The sequence below is a fragment of the Nocardiopsis terrae genome, assembly GCF_014651695.1.
Lineage (GTDB): Bacteria > Actinomycetota > Actinomycetes > Streptosporangiales > Streptosporangiaceae > Nocardiopsis > Nocardiopsis terrae.
Genome location: NZ_BMXJ01000003.1, coordinates 555,538 through 575,221, shown reverse-complemented (window position 1 = coordinate 575,221; position 19,684 = coordinate 555,538). Strand labels below are relative to the sequence as shown.

At 69.3% G+C, this 19,684-nt stretch carries 19 protein-coding genes and 1 pseudogene; 9 read left to right on the top strand and 11 right to left on the bottom strand.

Annotated elements, in window-relative coordinates:
• Window positions 1–61: 61 nt before the first annotated feature.
• From IE195_RS10465 to IE195_RS10445, 5 genes are all read right to left on the bottom strand, one after another.
• On the bottom strand, window positions 62–844 hold the full coding sequence (locus IE195_RS10465; protein ID WP_229826157.1) for an NUDIX hydrolase: 783 nt from the start codon (window positions 842–844) through the stop codon (window positions 62–64).
• Complete coding sequence (locus IE195_RS10460) at window positions 841–1,572, bottom strand: HAD family hydrolase (protein ID WP_191270039.1); 732 nt, start codon at window positions 1,570–1,572, stop codon at window positions 841–843. Before IE195_RS10460 ends, IE195_RS10465 begins: the two co-directional genes overlap by 4 nt.
• 129 nt (window positions 1,573–1,701) lie before the next feature.
• Window positions 1,702–2,649, bottom strand: a complete 948-nt coding sequence (locus IE195_RS10455) for a VWA domain-containing protein (protein ID WP_191270037.1) — start codon at window positions 2,647–2,649, stop codon at window positions 1,702–1,704.
• A 72-nt stretch (window positions 2,650–2,721) separates the two neighbouring features.
• Window positions 2,722–3,690, bottom strand: a complete 969-nt coding sequence (locus tag IE195_RS10450; protein ID WP_191270035.1) for a DUF58 domain-containing protein — start codon at window positions 3,688–3,690, stop codon at window positions 2,722–2,724.
• Between the two features lie 187 nt (window positions 3,691–3,877).
• Entirely contained in the window at window positions 3,878–4,945 is a 1,068-nt protein-coding gene (locus IE195_RS10445; protein WP_191270033.1) for an AAA family ATPase, read from the bottom strand.
• Between the two features lie 147 nt (window positions 4,946–5,092).
• Between IE195_RS10445 and IE195_RS10440 the strand changes: the two genes are divergently transcribed.
• The gene (locus IE195_RS10440; protein WP_191270031.1) at window positions 5,093–5,806 is read left to right on the top strand and encodes a hypothetical protein; all 714 of its coding nucleotides are present in this window, start codon (window positions 5,093–5,095) and stop codon (window positions 5,804–5,806) included.
• On the opposite strand, the pseudogene IE195_RS26680 reads toward IE195_RS10440, so the two are convergent.
• Window positions 5,803–6,296: pseudogene (locus tag IE195_RS26680) on the bottom strand (helix-turn-helix transcriptional regulator). The gene IE195_RS10440 and the pseudogene IE195_RS26680 sit on opposite strands and share 4 nt — an antisense overlap.
• Before the next feature lie 523 nt (window positions 6,297–6,819).
• Here IE195_RS26680 and IE195_RS10430 point away from each other — a divergent pair.
• From IE195_RS10430 to IE195_RS10415, 4 genes are all read left to right on the top strand, one after another.
• Entirely contained in the window at window positions 6,820–7,587 is a 768-nt protein-coding gene (locus tag IE195_RS10430) for a HipA family kinase (RefSeq protein ID WP_191270029.1), read from the top strand.
• A complete protein-coding gene (locus IE195_RS10425; protein ID WP_191270027.1) occupies window positions 7,584–8,012 on the top strand; it encodes a DUF3037 domain-containing protein in 429 nt (142 codons plus the stop codon). The genes IE195_RS10430 and IE195_RS10425 overlap by 4 nt, the downstream gene beginning before the upstream one ends.
• Before the next feature lie 210 nt (window positions 8,013–8,222).
• Window positions 8,223–9,422 carry a multidrug effflux MFS transporter gene (locus IE195_RS10420; protein ID WP_225943171.1) on the top strand — a complete coding sequence of 400 codons (1,200 nt, stop codon included), beginning with the start codon at window positions 8,223–8,225 and terminating at the stop codon, window positions 9,420–9,422.
• 142 nt (window positions 9,423–9,564) lie between these two features.
• Window positions 9,565–11,568, top strand: coding sequence for an AMP-binding protein (locus tag IE195_RS10415; RefSeq protein ID WP_191270022.1), 2,004 nt, complete (start codon window positions 9,565–9,567; stop codon window positions 11,566–11,568).
• A 324-nt stretch (window positions 11,569–11,892) separates the two neighbouring features.
• Here IE195_RS10415 and IE195_RS10410 read toward each other — a convergent pair whose 3' ends face one another.
• A complete protein-coding gene (locus IE195_RS10410) occupies window positions 11,893–12,540 on the bottom strand; it encodes a LuxR C-terminal-related transcriptional regulator (protein WP_191270020.1) in 648 nt (215 codons plus the stop codon).
• Complete coding sequence (locus IE195_RS10405; RefSeq protein WP_191270018.1) at window positions 12,492–13,763, bottom strand: sensor histidine kinase; 1,272 nt, start codon at window positions 13,761–13,763, stop codon at window positions 12,492–12,494. The genes IE195_RS10410 and IE195_RS10405 overlap by 49 nt, the downstream gene beginning before the upstream one ends.
• Before the next feature lie 435 nt (window positions 13,764–14,198).
• On the opposite strand from IE195_RS10405, the gene IE195_RS10400 reads away from it, so the two are divergent.
• The 3 genes from IE195_RS10400 (at window position 14,199) to IE195_RS10390 (ending at window position 16,370) form a co-directional block, all read left to right on the top strand.
• A complete protein-coding gene (locus IE195_RS10400; RefSeq protein WP_017580370.1) occupies window positions 14,199–14,642 on the top strand; it encodes an SMI1/KNR4 family protein in 444 nt (147 codons plus the stop codon).
• A gap of 91 nt (window positions 14,643–14,733) precedes the next feature.
• Window positions 14,734–15,399 (top strand): peptide deformylase, encoded by a 666-nt coding sequence (gene def / locus IE195_RS10395; protein WP_191270016.1) that lies wholly within the window; start codon window positions 14,734–14,736, stop codon window positions 15,397–15,399.
• Window positions 15,400–15,596: 197 nt separating this feature from the next.
• The gene (locus tag IE195_RS10390) at window positions 15,597–16,370 is read left to right on the top strand and encodes a bestrophin-like domain (protein ID WP_191270014.1); all 774 of its coding nucleotides are present in this window, start codon (window positions 15,597–15,599) and stop codon (window positions 16,368–16,370) included.
• Window positions 16,371–16,412: 42 nt separating this feature from the next.
• Here the strand turns inward: IE195_RS10390 and IE195_RS10385 are convergent, their stop codons facing one another.
• Window positions 16,413–17,168 (bottom strand): hypothetical protein, encoded by a 756-nt coding sequence (locus IE195_RS10385; protein WP_191270012.1) that lies wholly within the window; start codon window positions 17,166–17,168, stop codon window positions 16,413–16,415.
• Window positions 17,169–17,810: 642 nt separating this feature from the next.
• On the opposite strand from IE195_RS10385, the gene rnhA reads away from it, so the two are divergent.
• The gene (rnhA, locus tag IE195_RS10380; RefSeq protein WP_191270010.1) at window positions 17,811–18,284 is read left to right on the top strand and encodes a ribonuclease HI; all 474 of its coding nucleotides are present in this window, start codon (window positions 17,811–17,813) and stop codon (window positions 18,282–18,284) included.
• Between the two features lie 123 nt (window positions 18,285–18,407).
• On the opposite strand, the gene soxR is transcribed toward rnhA, so the two are convergent.
• Both soxR and IE195_RS10370 read right to left on the bottom strand, forming a co-directional pair.
• On the bottom strand, window positions 18,408–18,872 hold the full coding sequence (gene soxR / locus IE195_RS10375; RefSeq protein ID WP_191270008.1) for a redox-sensitive transcriptional activator SoxR: 465 nt from the start codon (window positions 18,870–18,872) through the stop codon (window positions 18,408–18,410).
• A 9-nt stretch (window positions 18,873–18,881) separates the two neighbouring features.
• Window positions 18,882–19,577, bottom strand: a complete 696-nt coding sequence (locus tag IE195_RS10370; RefSeq protein ID WP_191270005.1) for an ABC transporter ATP-binding protein — start codon at window positions 19,575–19,577, stop codon at window positions 18,882–18,884.
• Window positions 19,578–19,684 lie beyond the last annotated feature (107 nt).

Sequence of the window (19,684 nt, the reverse complement as noted above, 5' to 3'; positions counted from 1 at the left end):
CCCGCTCCCAGCGCCTGTTCCGTGTGTCCGGAAGGGGCGCTGGGAGCAGCACCGCCGGGGATCAGCCGCGGCGGTGCCGGACCAGGAAGTCCATGCCCCGCCTGGCGGTGGTGGACAGTTGCAGCTCCGCCAGTTCGACGGGGGTGAACCAGCCGCAGTCCGCGGTGGAGCCCTGTTCCTCGGTCACCCGGAGTTCGCACGGGTCGGTGACGTGTACGTGGGAGAAGACCCACACCGCGTAGATGTCTGTCCCGGTGGTCTGGGTGCGGCAGTGGCTGGACACGGTGATGAGCTCTCCGACCACGCCGGACTGGCCGGTCTCCTCCAGCACCTCGCGCCGCAGCGCCGCGCGCACGTCCTCACCGGTGTCCACGCCGCCGCCGGGCAGGTGCCAGGTGCCGGCGCCGGGGAAGCCCTCGGCGATCAGGCTCAGCAGGACCCGCCCGTCGGGGTCGGTGACGATCCCGTAGGAGGCGAACCTGCGCAGCCGGGGACGCGCGTCGGCCGGGGCGGGCTCCTCCTCGTCCGCCAGAGCGGGCGCCGCGGGCGTCAGCCCCTCGGCGGGCACGACCGCGGGCCAGGCCGACACCAGACCGGGCTCGGCGAACACGATGCGGTCCACGTGCAGGCCGCGCCCGCTGGCGCGGGACAGGATCATGGTCTCGGTGAGCACGTCCAGGGCCACCAGCGGCGCCTCCGGCGGCAGGCCGCCCAGAGCGCGCGCCACCTCCCCGGGGTCCTGGCCGAACAGCACACGTGTGCCGAGCAGGACCGGACCCCGGGTGCCGGAGGTGATCAGGTGCACGGTGACCCGGCGGGCCATCCAGTCGTCGATCGAGGTCACAGCACGCCTGTCGCGGCCGTGCTGGGTAGGCCGACCTGCTGCAGGAGCCCGTCCAGGCTGCCCAGGGTGGTGACACCCTCCAGGGGCTGGCGGCCCTGGCGGTCGATGATGACCGGTCGCATGCCGGAGGCCACGGCGCCGACCCCGTCGGCCTGGACCTGGTCGCCCACGTGCCAGCAGGAGCCGGGTTCCACACCCAGGCGCTGTGCGGTGACCTGGAAGATCCTCGGGTCGGGCTTGCCGGCACCCGCGGTGTCCGCGCAGACCACCGTGTGGAAGTAGGGGGTCAGCTCCAGGGCCTGGAGCTTGGCGTGCTGGATGGCCTCCACACCGTTGGTGAGGATCGCCAGCCGGTATCCGGCCGAGGCCAGGGCGCCCAGCACCGGGAAGGTGTCGGGGAAGACCTGCCAGCCGGTGCGGTGACCGTCCAGGTAGGTTCGGTAGAGCTCGTCACAGTGGTGGTCGGCGATCTCGTTGTGGCCTGCCTGGACGGCCAGGGCCCGGATGCGTTCGCGGCGCTGTTCCTCAAGACTCAGGTGTCCGCGCAGGTAGGCGCCGAAGGAGATCTCGGTCTGGGCGTCCCACAGCGCGCGGGCCGCGCCGAAGTCTGGGTGGCCGAGCCGCTCCATGACCGCGCGCAGACCCGCGGACGAGGCGGCGACGTCATCGATGAGGGTGTCGTCCAGGTCGAAGCAGATCGCAGCCGGGGGTGCGGGTGTGTTCGGCATTGTTCCTCGAAGTGGATGGGCATGACAAAACATGCCAACGCTAACCTGTGGCGGTACGGGAAAAGGTGTAAACCCCACCTAAAGGGATGTGACCAACATCACCAATGGTGGGGATTGGGTCTCACCCCATCAGGGAAGACGCTGGAACCACAGCAGTGAGGTCAATGCGGTCGCCAACGCCAGCACGATCGCCACCAGCACGAACCGGGTGACGATCTCCTCATGTACCAGTTCCGAACCGAGCGAGGAACCGATGTCCTCGTAGACCTGGTTCAGCTCCGTCTCACTCTCGGCCTCGTAGAAGTGACCCTCGGTCTCCTGGGCCAGCCCCTGCAACGCCTCCTTGTCGATGTCGGCGGGTACCTGGTAACCGTCGATCTCGATCATCGCCGCCCCGGTGCCGAAGGCGATCGTGGACACCGGCACCTCCTCCTCGGCGGCCTCGGCCGAGGCCTGGCGGATCTCGCGCCCGCTGGTGTTCTCACCATCGGAGAGCAGCACGATCGCTGACGGAGGCGGATCCTCGGCCGCGTCCTCGTCGAAGCTGCGGATCGCCTCCATGGAGGCGAACACCCCCTCGCCGATCGCGGTCCCCGGGCCCAGCCGCAGGTTCTCGATCGAACTGATCACCGACTCGTGGTCCTGGGTGGGCGGCGCCACCACCGTCGCGGTCGAGGAGAACGACACCAGCCCGACGTTGAACCGCTCCGGAAGCGTGGACACGAACCCGCGCGCCGACTCCTTGGCCGCGTGCAACCGGTCCGGCTCGATGTCGTTGGCGGCCATCGACAGCGACACGTCCACCGCGACCATGATCGTCGCCCGTTCCCGGGGCGCCTCCACCGGCATGGCGGGCACCGCCATCGCGGCGATCAACACCCCCATGGCCAGGGTGAACAGGGTGGCCGGAACGTGCCGGCGGATGTCCGGACGGTGCGGCACCACCTGGTTCAGCAACTCCAGGTTGGTGAAACGCACCGTGTACTCGCGCCGCTGCCGCTGCGCGAACACGTACGCGCCCACCAACAGCAGTACGATCAGCAGCCACCACAGCCGCTGGGGCTCCAGGAAGGTCATGGCCGCCTCACGTCCCCCGTACTCGTCGCGGCGCGGGAACCTCCCGCGCCCTCCTTCTCGCCGTAGCGCCGTTCACCGCGGCACCCCCGGGGTGTGCCTGGCCATGTGGTGCGCGGTTCTGCGCTGGTCGATCACGAACCTGGCGGTGTCCAGGACCCAGTCCCGGTCCGTGCGCAACACCAGATGGTGTACTCCGCAGCGGCGCAGGGCCCCCCGGATCGCCGCCCGCTGGGCCTCGGCGGCCCGACGGTAGCGTTCCCGCACCGTGCGGGTCAGGCGCACGTCACGCACCCGGCCGGTGGTCGGATCACGCAACGCCACGTCACCCACCTCCGGCACGTCCAGTTCCCGGGGGTCCAGGACCTCCACCGCCAGCACTTGGTGCCGGGAGGCGAGCTGGCGCAGCGGACGCTCCCAGGCCACCTCCCCGCCGAACGCGGGCGTGTCGAGGAAGTCGGAGATGACTACCCGCAGCCCTCGTCGGCGCCGAGTCCGCACCAGGTCGGTGAGGGCGTCGGCCAGACCGGCCTGACCGGCCTCCGGGGCGCGCCGGTCACCCGGCGGGGCCGCGGCCACCGTCGCCAGCAGCGACAACAGGGCCTCCTTGCCGGAACGGGCGGGCCAGCGCCGGATCCGCCCCTGGTGCAGGAAGTGCGCGCCGAAGCGGTCGCCGACCCGTTGGGTGAGCAGGTTGGCCGCGACCAGGGCCCCCACCGCGACGTCGCGCTTGGAACGCAGGCCGGTACCGAAGTCCATGCTCGGTGACAGGTCCAACAGCGTCCAGCTCTCCAACTCCCGGTCGGCGACCAGGTCGCGCACGTGGGGCGTGTCGGTACGGGCGGTCACCGCCCAGTCCATGTGCCGGACGTCGTCCTCCCCGGGCTGGTAGAGGCGGGCCTCGGCCGCCTCCGAACCCGGCCCCAACCGCAGCCCGAGGTGTTCGCCGTGCAGCAGCCCGTCCAACCGGTGCACGATGCGCAGGTCCAGTCGGCGCAGCGCCGCCCGCAGACGGGGATCGCTACCGACGGAGGGTGTGTTCACCTGGTGTTCGGGGCGAACGCCCCCGCCCTCGGGCGGAGGAGGAAGCCCCTGCCTCCCCACTGTGTGGTCTGGGTGCGACCGCCCGGTCGCCGGATCGGACGGACGCGCCCGTTTCGGATGTACCGGCCTTCTTCCCCTGCCGGGGCGCTGTGTGAACCGGATCGCCGGACAAAACCGGACACTCTCCTCACCTCTGCGAGGCGAAGGAGGCGGTTTCGCCCGTGGGTGGTTCGTCCCAGATCACCCGGGGAGCCGGGACGGTGGACAGGATGCGGTCGACCACCTGCTCGGAGGTGATCCCGTCGGCCAGTGCGTCGAAGGTCAGGACCAGGCGGTGCGCGATGACGTCGTGGGCGAGCACGCGCACGTCGTCGGGGAGCACGTAGTCCCGGCCGCGCAGCAGCGCCAGCGCTCGGGCCGACGCGACCAGCCCGAGGGTGGCACGCGGGCTGGCGCCCACCTCCAGCGCCTGGCGCAGGTCGGGCATCTGGTGCTTCTCCGGCTCGCGGGTGGCCATGACCAGGCGCACCACGTAGTCGGCAATGAGCTGGTGCACGTGTACGCGCTCGGCGTCGGACTGGAGCTCACCGAGAGTGACCGGGTCCAGGACCTGGTGCGCGGTCGGTGGCGTCGAACTCATCCGGCGCAGGATCTCCATCTCCTCGTGCGCCTGGGGGTGGCCCACGTTGACCTTCATCAGGAACCGGTCACGCTGTGCCTCGGGGAGGGGGTACACGCCCTCGGACTCCACCGGGTTCTGCGTGGCGATGACGATGAAGGGGGAGGGGAGCGTGTAGGTGGTCCCGCCGAGGGACACCTGCCCCTCGGCCATGACCTCCAGCAGGGCGGACTGGACCTTGGCGGGGGCGCGGTTGATCTCGTCGGCGAGCACGAAGTTGGCGAAGACGGGACCGAGCTCCACGTCGAACCGCTCGGTGGAGGGGTGGTAGATGCGGGTGCCGATGATGTCGGAGGGCACCAGGTCCGGGGTGAACTGCACCCGGGAGAACGAGCCCCCGGTGACCTTGGCCAGCGTGGAGACCGCGAGGGTCTTGGCGATGCCGGGAACACCCTCGATGAGGCAGTGCCCCTTGGCCACCAGGGCGATGAGGGTGCGTTCCACCATGCGCTCCTGGCCGACGATGACCGTGGACACCTCGTGCAGCGCAGCGCGCAGCAGCCGGGTCGGCTCCCCCGGGGTGCTCTCCGGAACCGGTGCGGAAGCGGAGCCGTTCCCGGGTGAGGTTTCTGCCATGTCCCGCCTTCCCAGACTGGGCGCCCCGTGCGAGGGCGCCGGTAGGAGTAGGTTGTGGATCACCTGTGGCGACACTACCTGTTCAGGTGCTCGCGGTCCGTCAGACAACGCGAGGATGGAACCGGACGAGCTGGGAGGGGACAGCACATGACGGCTCCCGCACAAGGGTTGAAGGAGGCCGACCCGCGTCAGCTCGGCGGGTACCGGCTGCTGGGACGGCTGAGGGAGTCCCGGCTGGGCGTGGTCTACCTGGGCCGGGACGCCGCCGGGGAGCGGATGAGCGTGGCGATGCTCAACGACGCCGCCGGGATCGACGAGCCGACCCGGGAGCGGTTCGCCCAGGCGGTGCGAGACGGTTGGGGCGTGGCGGCCGCGCGCACGAGCGGGCGTTCGGCGCTGTGGGTCGCGGTCCCCTACGAGGGGGACGGCGCGGGCGCACAGCGTTTCCTCGAGGAGGCGGCGCGGGGAGGGCCCCTGGTCCGTCAGGGACCGGTGGTGATGCCGCACTGGGCGGGCGAGCGCGGGGGCTCCGCGGTGCGCTGGGCCCCCTGGGCGGGGCGCAGGGACAGCGCGGTGGCCGCGGGTGAGGCGAACTGGTGGCTGATCGGTGGCCTCGGCGCGTTGCTGGCTCTCCTGTTGTTGCTGGTGTTCTTCCTGTACGTGTGGATGATGCAGTTCCCCTCCCCGGAGATGCCGACCACGGGACCGCCCGACTTCGAGCAGTCCGAGTCGGCCGAGGAGAGCGAGCCGAGTCCAGCCCCCGGGGACGAGGGGGAGGGCGAACCGGCCAGCCCGGTGCCCACGCTTCCGGGTGGGAACGGCGGCGACGGCTGGAGCGAGCAGCCCGAGGACAACCTCTAGGGATCCCTTCCGGGGCCCTGGGCGTCTTCCCGGGGGCTCTGGCGGCGTGTGGGCCGGGCTCTCAGGTGTGCGCGTTCGCCCTGGCGGCCGAACAGGCTGAGCATTTCCACCGCCTCGTCGCGGGCGGCCCCGAACCAGTGGGGGAGCCGGGTGTCGATCTCGGCGGCCTCCCCGGGGACGAGTACCAGGTCGTGCTCGCCCAGGACGCACCTCAGCCGTCCGTTGAGGACGTAGAGCCACTCTTGACGTCCTCCCCGGGGTGAGCCCCCCGGGGATTCCCACAGCCTCGCGGCGTCCGCTGGTTCCTGCTTCACGGGCCGGTGCCCCACCCGAAAGGGTGGTGGTCCTACCCCGCCTCCAGCCGGGACAGCGTGCTCACCGAGATACCGGTCTCCTCGGCCAGGTCCGCGAGCGTGGTCTCCCTCCTCCGGCGCAGTTCACGCAGTCGCGGACCGACCGCCGAGAGGGTTTGGTCGAGCTCCTCTGCCATGCCCCCAGTTTGCCAGGCCGGCAACGGGGGCCTCCCGAGCCCAGCGGTCCGCATACCGCTTCCCCTGGGGCGGCCCCTTCGGCAGGGGAGCGGGGCCGCCCCAGGGGCGCACCCCCTGACCGGGGAGAGGCGGTGGCCGGCGAAGGTGCCTGTCTCCCAGGGGAGGCCCCCGTCTTCAGGACTCTGCGCGGTTCGGGCGCTCCGGAAGGAGGGAACGGCAGTGGGTCGGCACGTGTTCCACATCTATAAATCTACGTCGTAAAGGTGGGGCAGCTGTTCTATAGAACAGGAAGATCAAAAGAGATTCGCGCGGCTACGCCGCCCGCTTCCCAGCTTTCCCCTCAGAAAGCGTTCGGCGTGTCGGCGCGGCCGGGAGCCATGTCTAGAACGTGTTCAGCCTTGTTTAGCCGACCCTGGAAAGATGACTGCCGGTGTTGCGATGGGTCCGAAGGGCCGTGTCGTCTGTGTTCGGTACAGCGCGTCCGCGGGATTCGTCGGGCACGGACGCCGTGCGGGGTTGCCTATGCTGGCCAGCGTGCTGAAAAAGGTGATCGCGACGCGGTACGTGCTGCCGTTGCGCGAAGGAGGTTCGCTCCCGGGTCTGGTCGAGGCCGACGACCTGGGAATGTACGTGGTCAAGTTCATCGGTGCCGGGCAGGGGCGCAAGACCCTGGTGGCCGAGGTCATCACCGGTGAGTTGGGGCGGGCCCTGGGGCTGCCGGTTCCGGAACTGGCCCTGGTGGAGTTCGACGCGGTCATCGGCCGCGGTGAGCCGGACCAGGAGGTCCAGGAGCTGCTCAAGGCGAGTGGCGGCCTGAACCTGGGGATGGACTTCCTGCCGGGCTCCCTGGGGTTCGACCCGCTGACCTTCGACGTGGAACCGGCCTTCGCCGGGCGGGTGCTGTGGTTCGACGCCCTGACCGGGAACGTGGACCGTTCCTGGCGCAATCCGAACATGCTGCTGTGGCACGGTCGGCCCTACCTGATAGACCACGGTGCGACGCTGATCTTCCACCACAGCTGGGCCAACGCCGACAGGTTCGTGGCCCGGGCCTATGACGCCTCCGACCACGTGCTGTCCGGAGCCGCCCCCGACGTGGCGGCCGCCGACGCCGCACTGGCCCCGCTCGTGGACGAGGACCTGCTGCGCGGAGTGGTGGGGCTGGTGCCCGACGAGTGGCTGGTGGACGAGCCGGGGTTCGCTTCGGCGGAGGAAGTGCGTGAGGCGTACGTGAAGCACCTGAGGGCCCGTGTGGCGGACCGTGTCTGGCTGCCGGAGGTGGCGTCGTGAACGAGCGGTACACCACGGTGACCACCGGACAGGTGGGGGTGGAACGGGAGCGTGCGGTGTTCGAGTACGCCTTGTTGCGGGTGGTCCCGCGGTTGGAGCGCGGTGAGTGCGTGAACGCCGGGGTGATCCTCTACTGCCAGGAGCGGGCGTTCCTGGCCTCGCGTTCGGCCCTGGACGAGGACAGGCTGCGGGCGGTCGACCCCGGGGCGGACGTGCCCGGGGTGCGACGGGCTCTGGCCGCGGTCGAGATGATGTGTGCGGGCGGTGTCCGTGCGGGGGCGGCAGGCCGTGAACGGCCGGGGCCGCGGTTTCGGTGGTTGACCGCGCCGAGGAGCACGATCGTGCAGCCGGGGCCGATCCACGGGGGCCTGACGGAGGATCCGGAGGCCGAGGTGGAGAGGCTGCTGGACTGTCTGGTGAGGTGACCCGGATGTCAATGTAAGGGACGTCACGGACTTTCGGGCGGTCGGGTGGGGAGCGAATCCCCCCGTTCCGGTGTTGGTATGTAGTGGTCCATGCCTGTGGGCACGCTCCCGACCTTCCTTTCCTTCGCTCTCGTGAATGGAGTGCCTGTGCAGTCCCCGACGTCCCCCGCCCCCACCTCTGAGCAGGAGGTCGACCCGAAACCGAACCTGATGCGGTCGCGCAAGTCGATCGCGTTGTTGGTGCTGGTCCTGGGTGTGCTGACGGCCACCGGGCCGTTGGCGACCGACATGTACCTTCCGGCCTTCCCCCAGATCACCCGTGAACTGGGAGCTACTGAGGGGCAGATCGGGCTGACCCTGACCGCGATCATGCTGGGGCTGTCCGTCGGCCAGTTGATCATCGGGCCGATGAGTGACGCCTGGGGGCGTCGCGGCCCGCTGCTGGTGGGCGTGGCCCTGTTCACGGTGACTTCGGTGCTGTGTGTGTTCGTGCCGAACGTGACGGTGTTCATCGCGTTGCGTTTCGTGCAGGGGGTGGCCGGTGCCGCGGGTGCGGTGGTGGCCCGGGCCGTGGTGCGTGACATGTTCCAGGGCGATGACGCGGTGCGGTTCTTCTCCCGGCTCGCGTTGGTGATGATGCTTGCTCCGCTGCTGGCGCCGTTGGTGGGTGCGCAGCTGTTGCTGGTGGGGCCGTGGCAGTTGAGTTTCTGGGTGTTGGCGGGGATGTCGGCGCTGAGCTTCGTGCTGGTGCTGTTGTGGCTGCCCGAAAGCCTGCCGCCGGAGTCCCGCCAGAGTCAGGGGCCGCGTCAGCTGGCCTCGACGGTGTGGTCCCTGGTGCGCAATCCGAGGTTCGTGGGCCCGGTGCTGACGCTGGGTTTGAGCTTCGGGATGCTGTTCACGTACGTGTCGGCGTTCTCGTTCGTCTCCCAGAACGAGTTCGACGTCTCGCCGCAGACCTATGCGTGGCTGTTCGCGGTGAACTCGTTGGCGTTGATGACCGGTACCCAGAGCAACGGTCTGTTGGTGGGCCGGGTGGACACGCGGCGGCGGTTGTTGATGGGGCTGGTTCTGGCTCTGGTCGCGGTGGTGTCGCTGTTGGTGTCGGCCCTGCTCGGGGTTTCGCAGCTGTGGGTGGTGGTCGCCCTGTTGGCGCTGATGATGCTCAGCGTCGGTTTCATCATGCCGAACGCGACGGTGTCGGCTCTGGACGGTCAGCCGGCGTCGGTGGCGGGTACGGCCTCGGCTCTGATGGGGTCGTTGCAGTTCGCGTTGGGCGGTTCGGTGGCCTCGTTGGCGGGGTTGACGCCCTCGGGTGAGGCTTCGCTGTTGAGTATGTCCGTGGTGATGGCGTCGGTGGCGGTGTTGTCGTTGTCGGCGTTTGTGTGGTCAGCCCGTTCAAAGGTCCGATGAGCCCAGGTGTTTTGTGGTTTTGTCCAAAACCTTGAGGTTGCCGTTCTGTGGGGAAGTGGGCACAGTAGGGCAGAATTCCCCGATTAAGGCGGGTGGGGATCGTGTTGGGCCCGCCTTTGGACGCAACAGAGGATGAGTGGGTATGGGCGAGACCCCCGGTTCGTTGGCTCGAGGGCATTCCGGGTTGAGTGACCTGGTCTATGGGATGGCGGGCTCTGACGCGCACGCGCACATGTTTTCGGTCCTGGGGGCCGAGGGCTGGGGGCGCCGGACGGCGGGGGAGTTCGCCACCGAGGTGACGGCACTGGCCAAGGGGTTGGTGGCGGCCGGTGTCGCGGAGGGCGACCGGGTGCTGTTGGTGTCCGGTGCGCACCATGACTGGGTGCGGTTCGCCTACGCGGTGTGGTCGGTGCGGGCGGTGCTGGTGCCGTTGCCGGAGGTGGCGACGGCGGAGCGGGTGGCCCAGGTGGTGCGTCAGGTGCATCCTGCGGCCGCTGTGGTGCAGGGCGAGCGCCAGTACAGGACCGCGGTGGCGTTGCAGCGTGAGATGCCGGATCTGGGGCGGGTGTGGCGCCTGGAGGAGGGCTTGCCGGATGTGGTGAGTCTGGGGACGTACATGGATGCCTCGGCGGTGCGGTTCCGACGGGACGAGGTGGTCTCAGAGGACGCCGCTGTGGTGCTGTTCCCGATGAGTACGGTCTCGCGGCGGATGCGGGGGGTGGTGCTCTCGCACGGTGCGTTGTTGACGGCTGCGGCCGATCTGGTTGATCGGATGTGGCCGCGGTTGTCGGAGCTGGCGCCGGGCAAGGCGAGCGCGGTGTTGGACCTGCCGTTGTCGGAGCTTCCGGGGCTGGCCTCGTTGGTGGCGTGTGTGGTGGGCCGGGTCCGGGTCGGGGTGGTGGCTCCGGGGCGGTTGCGGAGTGAGTTGGAGCGGTTCCGGCCGACGGTGCTGGTGTGCAGGCCCGGTCTGTTCGAGCGGATCCACGGTTCGGAGCGGGAGAGCGCCCATTCCACGGACTGGGATTCGGTGGGGACGTTCAACGCGGCGATGGACGCGGCGGTGCAGTTCGACCAGTCACCGAAGAAGGGGGCCTGGCAGCGGTTGTCCCGGTCGATGTACGACTGGTCGTTCTCGAAGGTCCGGGATCTGGTGGGCGGCCGGGTTCACCTGGCCGTGTGCTGGGGTGGCGGGCTCTCGGAGCGGTTGGACAGTTACTTCTCCGGTGTGGGTGTGCCGGTGATGCAGGTCTTCGGTGTGGCGGAGACCGCCGGTGTGTTCACGGCCAACGCGCCGGGGGAGCGGCGTCCGGGCACGGTGGGTCAGGCGATGCCCGGCCGTGAGGTGTGGGTTTCGCGTGAGGGCGAGCTGTACGTGCGCGGTGGTGCGGTGTTCTCGGGTTACTGGGCCGACGGTGAGGGTTCGCGGGCGGCGTTCCGGGAGGGCTGGTTGGCCACGGGGGTGCTGGCCGAGGTGGATGAGGCGGGGTTCGTGCGGGTGCGTGGCCGGGTGCGGCCGCAGGCCTCGGTGGCGGAGGTTCCGGGTCGGTTCGTGCCCCGGGGGCCGGCACCGGCGCTGGAGGGTGTGGTGGAGGCCGGACCGGAGGCGGTGCGGGCTCCCGATGTGGTTCCGTCGGTGGAGGCCCCTGCTGTCGTGGCCGAGTTGGCTCCGGCTCCGATGGAGTCGGGGGAGCGGACCCGGGGCGGTACGGGGGAGTTCGCGGCGGTGCAGGACGGGGACCGGTCGCGTGATGCCGAGCTGGTGGCGGAGTTCGAGGCCCGGTTGCGGGCGCATCCGTTGATCAGTCAGGTGTTGGTGATAGCGGAGGGGCGTCCGTTCGCGAGTGCGTTGGTGACGCTGGTGCGTGATCAGTTGGAGTACTGGCGCTTGGTGAACGGGCGTCCGTTGTCGATGGCGCCGGAGGAGATCGCGGGGGATCGTGATCTTCTGCGTGAGGTGCAGGGCTTGGTGTATGAGGCCAATCGGAGTGTGCCGCGGCATTTGGCGGTGCGGTCGTTCCATGTGTTGGCGGAGGAGTTCACGGTGCAGTCGGGGTTGGTGCGCCCGACGGGGGAGTTGCGGCGCGAGGCGGTGTTGCGTGCGTTCTCGGAGGAGATCGACGGGTTGTATCGGGTGCGTCGTGAGTAGGTCCGGTGCTCCCGCAACCACGGTGGGCCGTCAGGTAGCGGTCGGCACGCGCGCCGGCCACGAGCTCGAACCCGGTGGATGCGAAGTCTTCCGATTCGGTGCCTGAGAACACGGGCCACGGGCCGGGAGAGTCGTGGCGGGTGGTGGTCGCCCGCCTCGGCGCGGTGCTGGCCGTTGACGGCATCGGGCTCAGTGGTGTGGCTCTGCTCCTGTTGCCGACCAGTTCTCGGTTGCCTTTTCGGACGCTGCTTTGTGGCGCGAGGGTGCTGGGCTGGGTTGTGCGGGTGTGGCCGCGGTCCCTTCGGGGGCCGCGGCCTTTGTTGGTTACTGGCCGTTGAGGTAGGCGAGGACGGCCAGGACGCGGCGGCTGTCGTCGGAGGAGGGGGGTAGGTCGAGTTTGGTGAAGATGTTGTTGATGTGTTTGCTGATGGCCTTTTCGGTGATGTAGAGGCGTCCGGCGATGGCGGAGTTGGAGCGGCCTTCGGCCATTTCGGAGAGGACTTCGCGTTCGCGGGGGGTGAGTTGGGCGAGGGGGCCGCTCTGGTCCTGGCGGGCGAGGAGTTGGGAGATGACGGCGGGGTCCATGGCGGTGCCGCCGTCGGCGACGCGGCGAATGGCTTCGATGAACTGGCCGATGTCGAAGACGCGGTCCTTGAGGAGGTAGCCGACGCCTCCGCCGTCGTCGGAGAGGAGTTCTCGGGCGTAGAGCTGTTCGACGTGTTGGGAGAGCACGAGGATGGGCAGGCCTGGGACCTGGGTGCGGGCTCCTATGGCGGCTTGGAGGCCTTCGTCGGTGAAGGTGGGGGGTAGGCGGACGTCGACGACGGCGACGTCGGGTTTGTGTTCGGTGAGGGCGGTGTGTAGGTCGGGTCCGTTGTCGACTGCGGCCACGACGGTGAAGTCGTGGGCTTCGAGGAGTCGGATCAGTCCGTCGCGGAGGAGGGCAAGGTCTTCGGCGATGACAACTCGCACGGGATCTCCAGGGTGACGATGGTGGGTCCGCCCGGTGGGCTGGTGATGTTTATCGTGCCATCGAAGGCGTCCAGGCGGCGTGCGATGCCGGAGAGTCCGCTTTCGGGGGTGGGTTGGGCTCCGCCTTGGCCGTTGTCGGTGATGGTGATGACGAGGCGTTGGCGGCCGTGGTTGATGTGGACCCAGGCGTGGGTTGCTTTGGCGTGTTTTGCGGTGTTGGTGAGGAGTTCGGCGATGGCGAAGTAGGCGGCTGATTCGACGGGGTCGCCGGGGCGTCCGTGGAGTTGGGTGGTGACGGTGATGGGGAGGTTGTGGGTGAGGGCGAGGGCGTGGACGGCTCCGTCGAGTCCGCGTTCGACGAGGACGGGTGGGTGGATGCCGCGGACGAGGTCGCGGAGTTCGGTGAGGGCGTGGCGGGTGGTTTCGCGGGCTTCGGCGAGCATGTGTTTGGCGGTGTCGGGTTTGGTGTCGATCATTTGTTCGGCCATGCCGAGGTTCATGCCGAGGGCGATGAGGCGGGCTTGGGCTCCGTCGTGGAGGTCGCGTTCGATGCGGCGGATTTCGGCGGCCTGGGTGTCGATGGTGTCGGCGCGGCTGGTGGCGAGGTGGGCGACGCGTGCGGTGAGTCGGGCTTTTTCGGAGGGGGCGAGGATGAGGCGGGAGAGTCGTGTGTAGGCGCTGATGGTGAGGGGTTTGAGGGTGTGGGCGAGAAGGAGGGTGAGGGCGGCGGGGATGAGGATGAGGAGGGCTTGGGTGGGGGTGTGGGGGGTGATGAAGCCGTAGAGGTCGGGGTGCAGGCGCCAGAGGAGGAGGGCGTAGAGGGTCTGGTAGATGGCGTGGGCGTAGAGGGTGTAGCTGAGGAGGGCGAGGAGGGTGAGGAGGGGTGCTGAGGTGAGCCAGAGGAGGTCGCGCCAGGTGGCGGGGTCGGTGAGGATGACGCGGACGCGGGAGTGGACGCCGGTGGGGGGCATGGGGCGGTAGGCGGTGGGGACGGGGTGGTGGGGGTTGAGGCGGGTGAGGGTGGTGCGTTGGGCGTTGGCGATGGTGCGGAGTGTGGCGGCGGTGAGGATGGTGAAGGGGAGGCCGACCCAGATGAGGGTGAGGAGGGCGGAGGCGAGGACGAGGGGGAGGAGGAGGAAGGCGGCGATGTTGTGGGAGACGAGGAGGAGGATGTAGGCCAGGGTGGTGAGGGGGCCGGCTTTGTGGGGGCTGGCGGTGGCCATGGGGTTCTCTTCCGTCGTGGTGGTGCGCCTTTCTTTTATTTTGGGGGGTGGAGGTGGGTGGTTTCGGGGGTGGTGACTCCCTGTTTTTGTGTGCTTTGGGTGTTGGGTTGTGTTCGTTGGGTGATGCTGGTGGTTGTTTTGGGGCGCTTTAGGTGTTTGGGGTGGGTGCGGACCGGTGCGGCGGTCGCCTCACGGCGTGGTGCACAACGCGGCTCCGTGGCCGCCCGCCCGATGGCGGGCGCGGTATTCCGCGAAGGCGTTGGGTGAGCCCGGGGGACACTTGCTACCGCACCGGTCCGCAGTGGGGTCAACGGGGTGTGGCCTGTGGGTATTCCGGGGTGTGGATGGTGTTTTGGGCAGGTCCTGGGTGGGGAGTCGGTGGATTTTCGGCGCAACTCGCCGTCCTCGATTTCCCGTGTCTTGCCACGACCTGTGATGATCGTGGGTGTGTGGCGTGAACTGATCCTGGAGATGTATCCCGAAGCCGATCTGAGTGATCCGGCTGACGAGGTGACCCTGGCCGAGGTCGAGAAGCACTTGATGCTGCCCCTGCCGTTCGAGCTGGCTTCCCTGTTGCGGGAGACGGACGGTGTGACCAACGAGTACGGGGACGCGGTGGTGTGGAGCGCGCGTCGGCTGGTGGAGGACAACCTGGCGATGCGGGGGGAGCCGGACTATCTGGAGTTGTACGCGCCTTTCGACGAGATGATCTTCTTCGGTGACTCGGACATGGGGCCGCAGTTCGCCTACGTGCACACGGACTACGGTCCGGGGATCGTGGTGTGGGATCATGAGAGTGATCGGCGGCGGCTGGTGGTGGTGTCGTTGCGGGATTACCTGGCGCGGTGTTTCATCCAGGGCAACGCGTGGTTCCGTTAGCGCCGGGGCGGGGTGGTGGGGCATGCTATTTTTCATGGTCGGTGGTGTTGTGACCGCCGGATCCCCTTGAGTTGGCCGTGAGAGAAGGACCATGTCGGAGCAGCCCGTGCCCGTGCCCGTTGTCGTTGTCCAGGGGCGGGAGGTGGCGGACTTTCCGGAGTTCGCGCCTGAGGCCGCCCGGGGTCGTGTCCTGAGGGTCACGGTGACCGGTGAGGAGGTCCTGCACCGGGTCAATGCCGATGTTCCCGAGTCGATGCTGGGCGGCGCGGAGTTGTCGCGGTTGATCGATGACATGTTCGTGACGATGTATGCGTCCGAGGGTGTGGGGTTGGCCGGCAACCAGGTGGGTGTGGACCTTCGGGTGTTCGTCTACGACTGCCCCGACGATGACGGGGTGCGGCATGTGGGGCATGTGGTGAATCCGGTGCTGGACGAGCGTGACCTGGACGATCCGGTGGTGGTGGAGAGCGAGGGGTGCTTGTCGGTGCCTGGGCCGCACGCGGACCTGGGGCGGGCCGAGCACGCCACGGTGCGCGGGGTGGACAAGGACGGCAACGAGGTGGTGCTGACCGGCAGCGGTTACTTCGCGCGGTGTCTGCAGCACGAGACCGACCACACCTTCGGCAAGTTGTATGTGGACCGGCTCTCGGCGCGTGAGCGCAAGCGGGTCCTGAAGAAGATGAACGAGATGGCTGACAGCGTTTTCGCCCGTCGTGAGGAGCGCGCCCAGGAGTTGGAGCGTGAGCTGGCGGGCTAGCGTGGTCCCGTGCGGGGGCGTTCCGGGTTTTCCGGGGCGCCCCCGTCGTTGTGTCCGGGGGCGCCCTGGCCGCCGGGGCCCTGCTGGCCACAGCAGCGGGGGACATTTGCGGGCGTTCCGACGTTCTGCCGGAGGGGCGGGCGTGAGCGTGCTACGGATGGACCCGTTCCCCGACGGTCTCTCCTCCTGGAATCCACATGCTGACGTTGTCCCTCGTTCTCATCGTCCTGATCACCATGGTCGGCGGCGCCCTGCTGGCAGTGGGAAGGTTCCGCGTGGACGACGAATCCTCGGGGGGAGCCGTCAGCGTCGTGGTCGCCCCCTGCGTGCTCGCGCTCTATCTCGCCTCGGCGGCGATGGGGGTGGTGATCGGCTGGGAGAACTTCACCGGAGCCGGGGACGGGGTGATCGCGGAGGTGGGCGCGGCCGAGTCCTTGTACTGGAGCACCGCTGCCTTCCCCGAGGGCGAGGCGGAGGCGGTGCGTGGGCAGTTGCGTACGTACATGGGTGCCGTTGCGGAGAAGGACTGGCCGCTGATGCGTGACAGCGGTGAGTTGAGCTCTGCGAGCGAGGAGGCACTCGCTGACCTGGCGGCGTCGGTGCGGGAGTTGTCGGTCTCCGACAGCGGGGACGGTCTGGACCGTCTGACCGCGCGCCAGGAGCTCGCCGAGCTCAGTGACGCGCGGATCAAACGTGCCGACGCGGCCGGGGAGGGGGTCCCGCCGGTCCTGAACGCCATCGCGGCCCTGTCGGCCGTCGCCGTGGCGGTGCTGCCGTTCGCCATGATCCGGCGGGGTTCGTCGGTGGCCTACTTCTGGGCCGCGGCCAACCTGGTGTTCGTCTTCTCCACCATCCTGCTGCTGTTCTACCTGGGTAACCCGTACAACGGCGCCCTGGCCCACGATGCGGGCGCGATCCAGGACTCACTGGCCGGGTTCGACCGGACCGACGCCGTGCTCAACCCCCAGTAGCTGGGGGTCTTCGCCTGCGTGAGAGGTCGGTGCCGTGGCCGGTCAGCCGGCGGAGCGTGCGGCGGCGCGGCCCGCGCCTGTGGCGGCCACGGCGATGACGACCATGAGCACCACCATGGTGCGCATGGGGGTGAAGGCGCCGGCGCTCTGCGGCGCCGAGGGCGTCGAGACGTCTGCCAGCAGTTGTCCTCCGGCCGCCTCCTGTGCTGCGGGTGGAACTGCGGGGGAGGCGGAGGGGGAAGGGGAGGGTTGCGCGGGGTCGGCCGTGCGCTCCTGGTCGGGGTCCGGTGGTGTGGTTGGGGGGCTCTGGGGCGGGTCGGCCGGTTCGGGCGGCGCCTGGCTGGGTTCGTCCGGGGCCCCGGGGTCGTTCGGTGCCTCGGGGGCGGGGTTCTCAGGGGCGGGTTCGGGTGCCTGGGGAGGTTGTTCCTCGTGTGGGGGAGGGGTGGGCTGCTCCGGTGTCTGGGGGCGGGGCTCGCACGGCGGTGCCTGGTCCCTGCGGACCACCACCCGCACACCGTTGGCGCACACCAGGACGTAGGAGTCCGAGGAGACCTCGACCAGTGTGCCGGGTGCCTCGATCCAGACCCCCGTGGGGTCCACCTGCACACTGGAGGTTCCGTCGTCCGCGCTCACGCCGGGGCCGTCCACGCTCACGTGCGGGGCCGGGTCCTCGGTGTTCGCGCTCGGTGGTGGGGTCGGCGGATAGCTCTCCAGGGCGAGTGCGGAGGGGAAGCCGCAGGTGAGCAGGAGCGCGCTCAGGGCCAGCAGGACGGGTGGGATACGGCGCAAGGGGAGCATGTTGCCCATCGTATCCACGCGGGGACGTGGAGTGATGGGTTGTGTTTGTGGAGCGAGCGGGGAGCGTTCCTGGTCGGGGGCAGGGCTAGCTGGTCAGGGGGCGAACGTCTGGGTGTGGTCGGTGTGCGTCAGCCGGTCTCCCGCTTCGCATCGGATGAAGCGGGTCTCGCGGACCAGCACCGCTGACATGACGGGCAGAGCCCCGACGCGGTCACTCGGCGCACCCCCGTCCAGGGCAAGCGGCCCCCGGGGCACGACCTGCGCGGAGAGCACCGCTGACCAGGGCAGCGTGCCACACGAGCCCGAACACCAGCATCACGGAGCACGTTGGTCTCGGCCTCGGACAGAGCCGGGGCTGCTCTTCCTCCTCTGTCTGCGCCGACAGATTACTGGATCAACGGCTTCTGCCAGCTTCGACTCCACTGCTCTGGCTGGTTGTCGTGTCCGTGAGGGGCTCTGGGCGCGTTCGGCGGTCGCGGATGCGGTGGTTGGTGGGGCGGGGTGTGGGGGCGCCTTTGGTCAAGCTGGAAGTCCGTAATGGCTGTTTTATGGGTGCCAATGGTGGCGATTGGCGCTGAAATTGGACCTCTTCCCAGGGGTTGTGGCCTTTTTGTGACCCGGGAGGGCGGTAGATTGCGCGGCATGCACAACGGGGACGAGGTCGACCAGGGGTCGACGGAACGCGTGGTCATCTACACCGACGGGGCATGCAGCGGCAACCCCGGCCCGGGCGGGTGGGGTGTGTGGCTGCGCTACGGAGAACACGAACGCGAGATGTTCGGCAGCGAGGCCCAGACCACCAACAACCGGATGGAGCTGATGGCGGCCATCCAGGCGCTGGAGAGCCTGAAGCGGGACGTGCCGGTGCTGCTGCACACCGACTCCTCCTACGTCAGCAACGGCATCACCTCCTGGGTGCACGGGTGGAAGAAACGCGGGTGGAAGACCGCGGACAAGAAACCCGTGAAGAACGTGGACCTGTGGCAGCGCCTGGACGAGGTGGCCGCGCGCTACGACGTGGAGTGGAAGTGGGTGCGCGGGCACAACGGCGACGAGGGCAACGAACGCGCCGACGAGCTGGCCCGGCGCGGACGTGACGAGGCCGCCGGACTGTAGCGGTCCGGTGTGCGGGGTGTGAGCGGCGGTGCCCGGCGGGGTGCCGCCGCTTCGTGGTTGAGCGCTGGCGGCAGACGGGTCAGGCGGGCCGTGGGCGGCGCTTCCGTGCGGGGGAGGGTGGGCTCAGTCCTGGTCCTTGAAGGGGCCCACGAGTAGGCGGCGGGGGCCGGAGCCGGTGGCGGCGAGTTCGTCCTCGGGGTTGGACAGCACGCAGGTGTCCAGGGACAGGCAGCCGCAGCCGATGCATCCGGTGAGGTCGTCGCGCAGGCGGATGAGCTGGGTGATGCGTGCGTCGAGTTCGGTGCGCCACTGGGCGGAGACGGCGGCCCAGTCGGCGCGGGTGGGGGTGCGGTTCTCGGGGAGTTCGTCGAGGGCTTCGCGGATGCGGGCCAGGGGGATGCCCACGCGTTGGGAGATGCGGATGAAGGAGACGCGGCGCAGGGTGTCGCGGCGGTAGCGGCGTTGGTTGCCGGTGGTGCGGCGACTGTGGATGAGGCCTTGGCGTTCGTAGAAGTGCAGGGCGGAGACTGCGACTCCGGCGCGTTCGGCGACCTGTCCGACGGTGAGTTCCTTGGCGATGGGTGGCACGGGTCCAGTTTAGGGCGTGGTGGGGGTGGGGGGCCGGGTGCTTTGGCGGGCGTACAGGCGTGCGTAGGCGCCGCCGCGGAGGAGGAGTTGGCGGTGGGTGCCGGTTTCGGTGGTCTGTCCGTGGTGGAGCAGCAGGATGCGGTCGGCGGTGCGGGCCAGGGTGGGGTGGTTGGTGAGGGTGAGGTGGGCGGTGTCGGGTGCGGGAGGCGGGGTCGGGGTGTGGGGGTGGTTGATGAGTAGGAGGTGGGCTCCGGTGCGGTGGGCGTAGAGGGTGCGGGCGTGGTGGATGCGGGGGGTTAGGGCGGGGTCGAGGTCGGTGAGGGGGGTGTTGAGGTGGCGGGGGTCCAGGTGGGTGGTGGTCAGGGTGTGGGTCAGGTGGTGGTCGTGGGGGTTGGGGCGGGGGTGTCCGGTGATGGTTTGGGCGAGGGTGGGGTCGGGCTGGGTGGTGTGGATGGGGGTGTGGGTGGTGATGTGGCCGTGGGTGGGGTGGGCGGTGTGGTTGAGCAGGTGGGTGAGTGCGGTGGCGGCGGCGGTGGTGAGGCCGACCAGGGCGATGTGTTGGCCGGGGCGGATGGTGAGGTCGAGGTGGTGCAGGAGGGGGTGGTGGGCGCGGGTGAGGGACACGTCGTGAAGCTCGAGCAGAGGCGCGGCGGGTGGTGTGGTGCGGGTGCTGTGCCGTAGGTGGTGGCGGGTGGAGAGCCTCACGGGTGTCCGTTCGTGTGGGTGGTTGTCTCCTGCCTGGGATCGTCCCGGGCGCGCGAGAGTTCTCGTTATCTTTTCGTGTCCTCAAGGGTAGGCGCGGGCGGGTGAGG

Excerpts from the sequence above, each read along its gene's own strand:
- IE195_RS10460 (WP_191270039.1), bottom strand. The coding sequence starts at position 1,572 with ATGCCGAACACACCCGCACCCCCGGCTGCGATCTGCTTCGACCTGGAC.
- IE195_RS10455 (WP_191270037.1), bottom strand. The coding sequence starts at position 2,649 with ATGACCTTCCTGGAGCCCCAGCGGCTGTGGTGGCTGCTGATCGTACTG.
- IE195_RS10445 (WP_191270033.1), bottom strand. The coding sequence starts at position 4,945 with ATGGCAGAAACCTCACCCGGGAACGGCTCCGCTTCCGCACCGGTTCCG.
- IE195_RS10440 (WP_191270031.1), top strand. The coding sequence starts at position 5,093 with ATGACGGCTCCCGCACAAGGGTTGAAGGAGGCCGACCCGCGTCAGCTC.
- IE195_RS10430 (WP_191270029.1), top strand. The coding sequence starts at position 6,820 with ATGCTGGCCAGCGTGCTGAAAAAGGTGATCGCGACGCGGTACGTGCTG.
- IE195_RS10420 (WP_225943171.1), top strand. The coding sequence starts at position 8,223 with ATGCGGTCGCGCAAGTCGATCGCGTTGTTGGTGCTGGTCCTGGGTGTG.
- IE195_RS10415 (WP_191270022.1), top strand. The coding sequence starts at position 9,565 with ATGGGCGAGACCCCCGGTTCGTTGGCTCGAGGGCATTCCGGGTTGAGT.
- IE195_RS10405 (WP_191270018.1), bottom strand. The coding sequence starts at position 13,763 with ATGGCCACCGCCAGCCCCCACAAAGCCGGCCCCCTCACCACCCTGGCC.
- IE195_RS10400 (WP_017580370.1), top strand. The coding sequence starts at position 14,199 with ATGATCGTGGGTGTGTGGCGTGAACTGATCCTGGAGATGTATCCCGAA.
- def (WP_191270016.1), top strand. The coding sequence starts at position 14,734 with ATGTCGGAGCAGCCCGTGCCCGTGCCCGTTGTCGTTGTCCAGGGGCGG.
- IE195_RS10390 (WP_191270014.1), top strand. The coding sequence starts at position 15,597 with ATGCTGACGTTGTCCCTCGTTCTCATCGTCCTGATCACCATGGTCGGC.
- IE195_RS10385 (WP_191270012.1), bottom strand. The coding sequence starts at position 17,168 with ATGCTCCCCTTGCGCCGTATCCCACCCGTCCTGCTGGCCCTGAGCGCG.
- rnhA (WP_191270010.1), top strand. The coding sequence starts at position 17,811 with ATGCACAACGGGGACGAGGTCGACCAGGGGTCGACGGAACGCGTGGTC.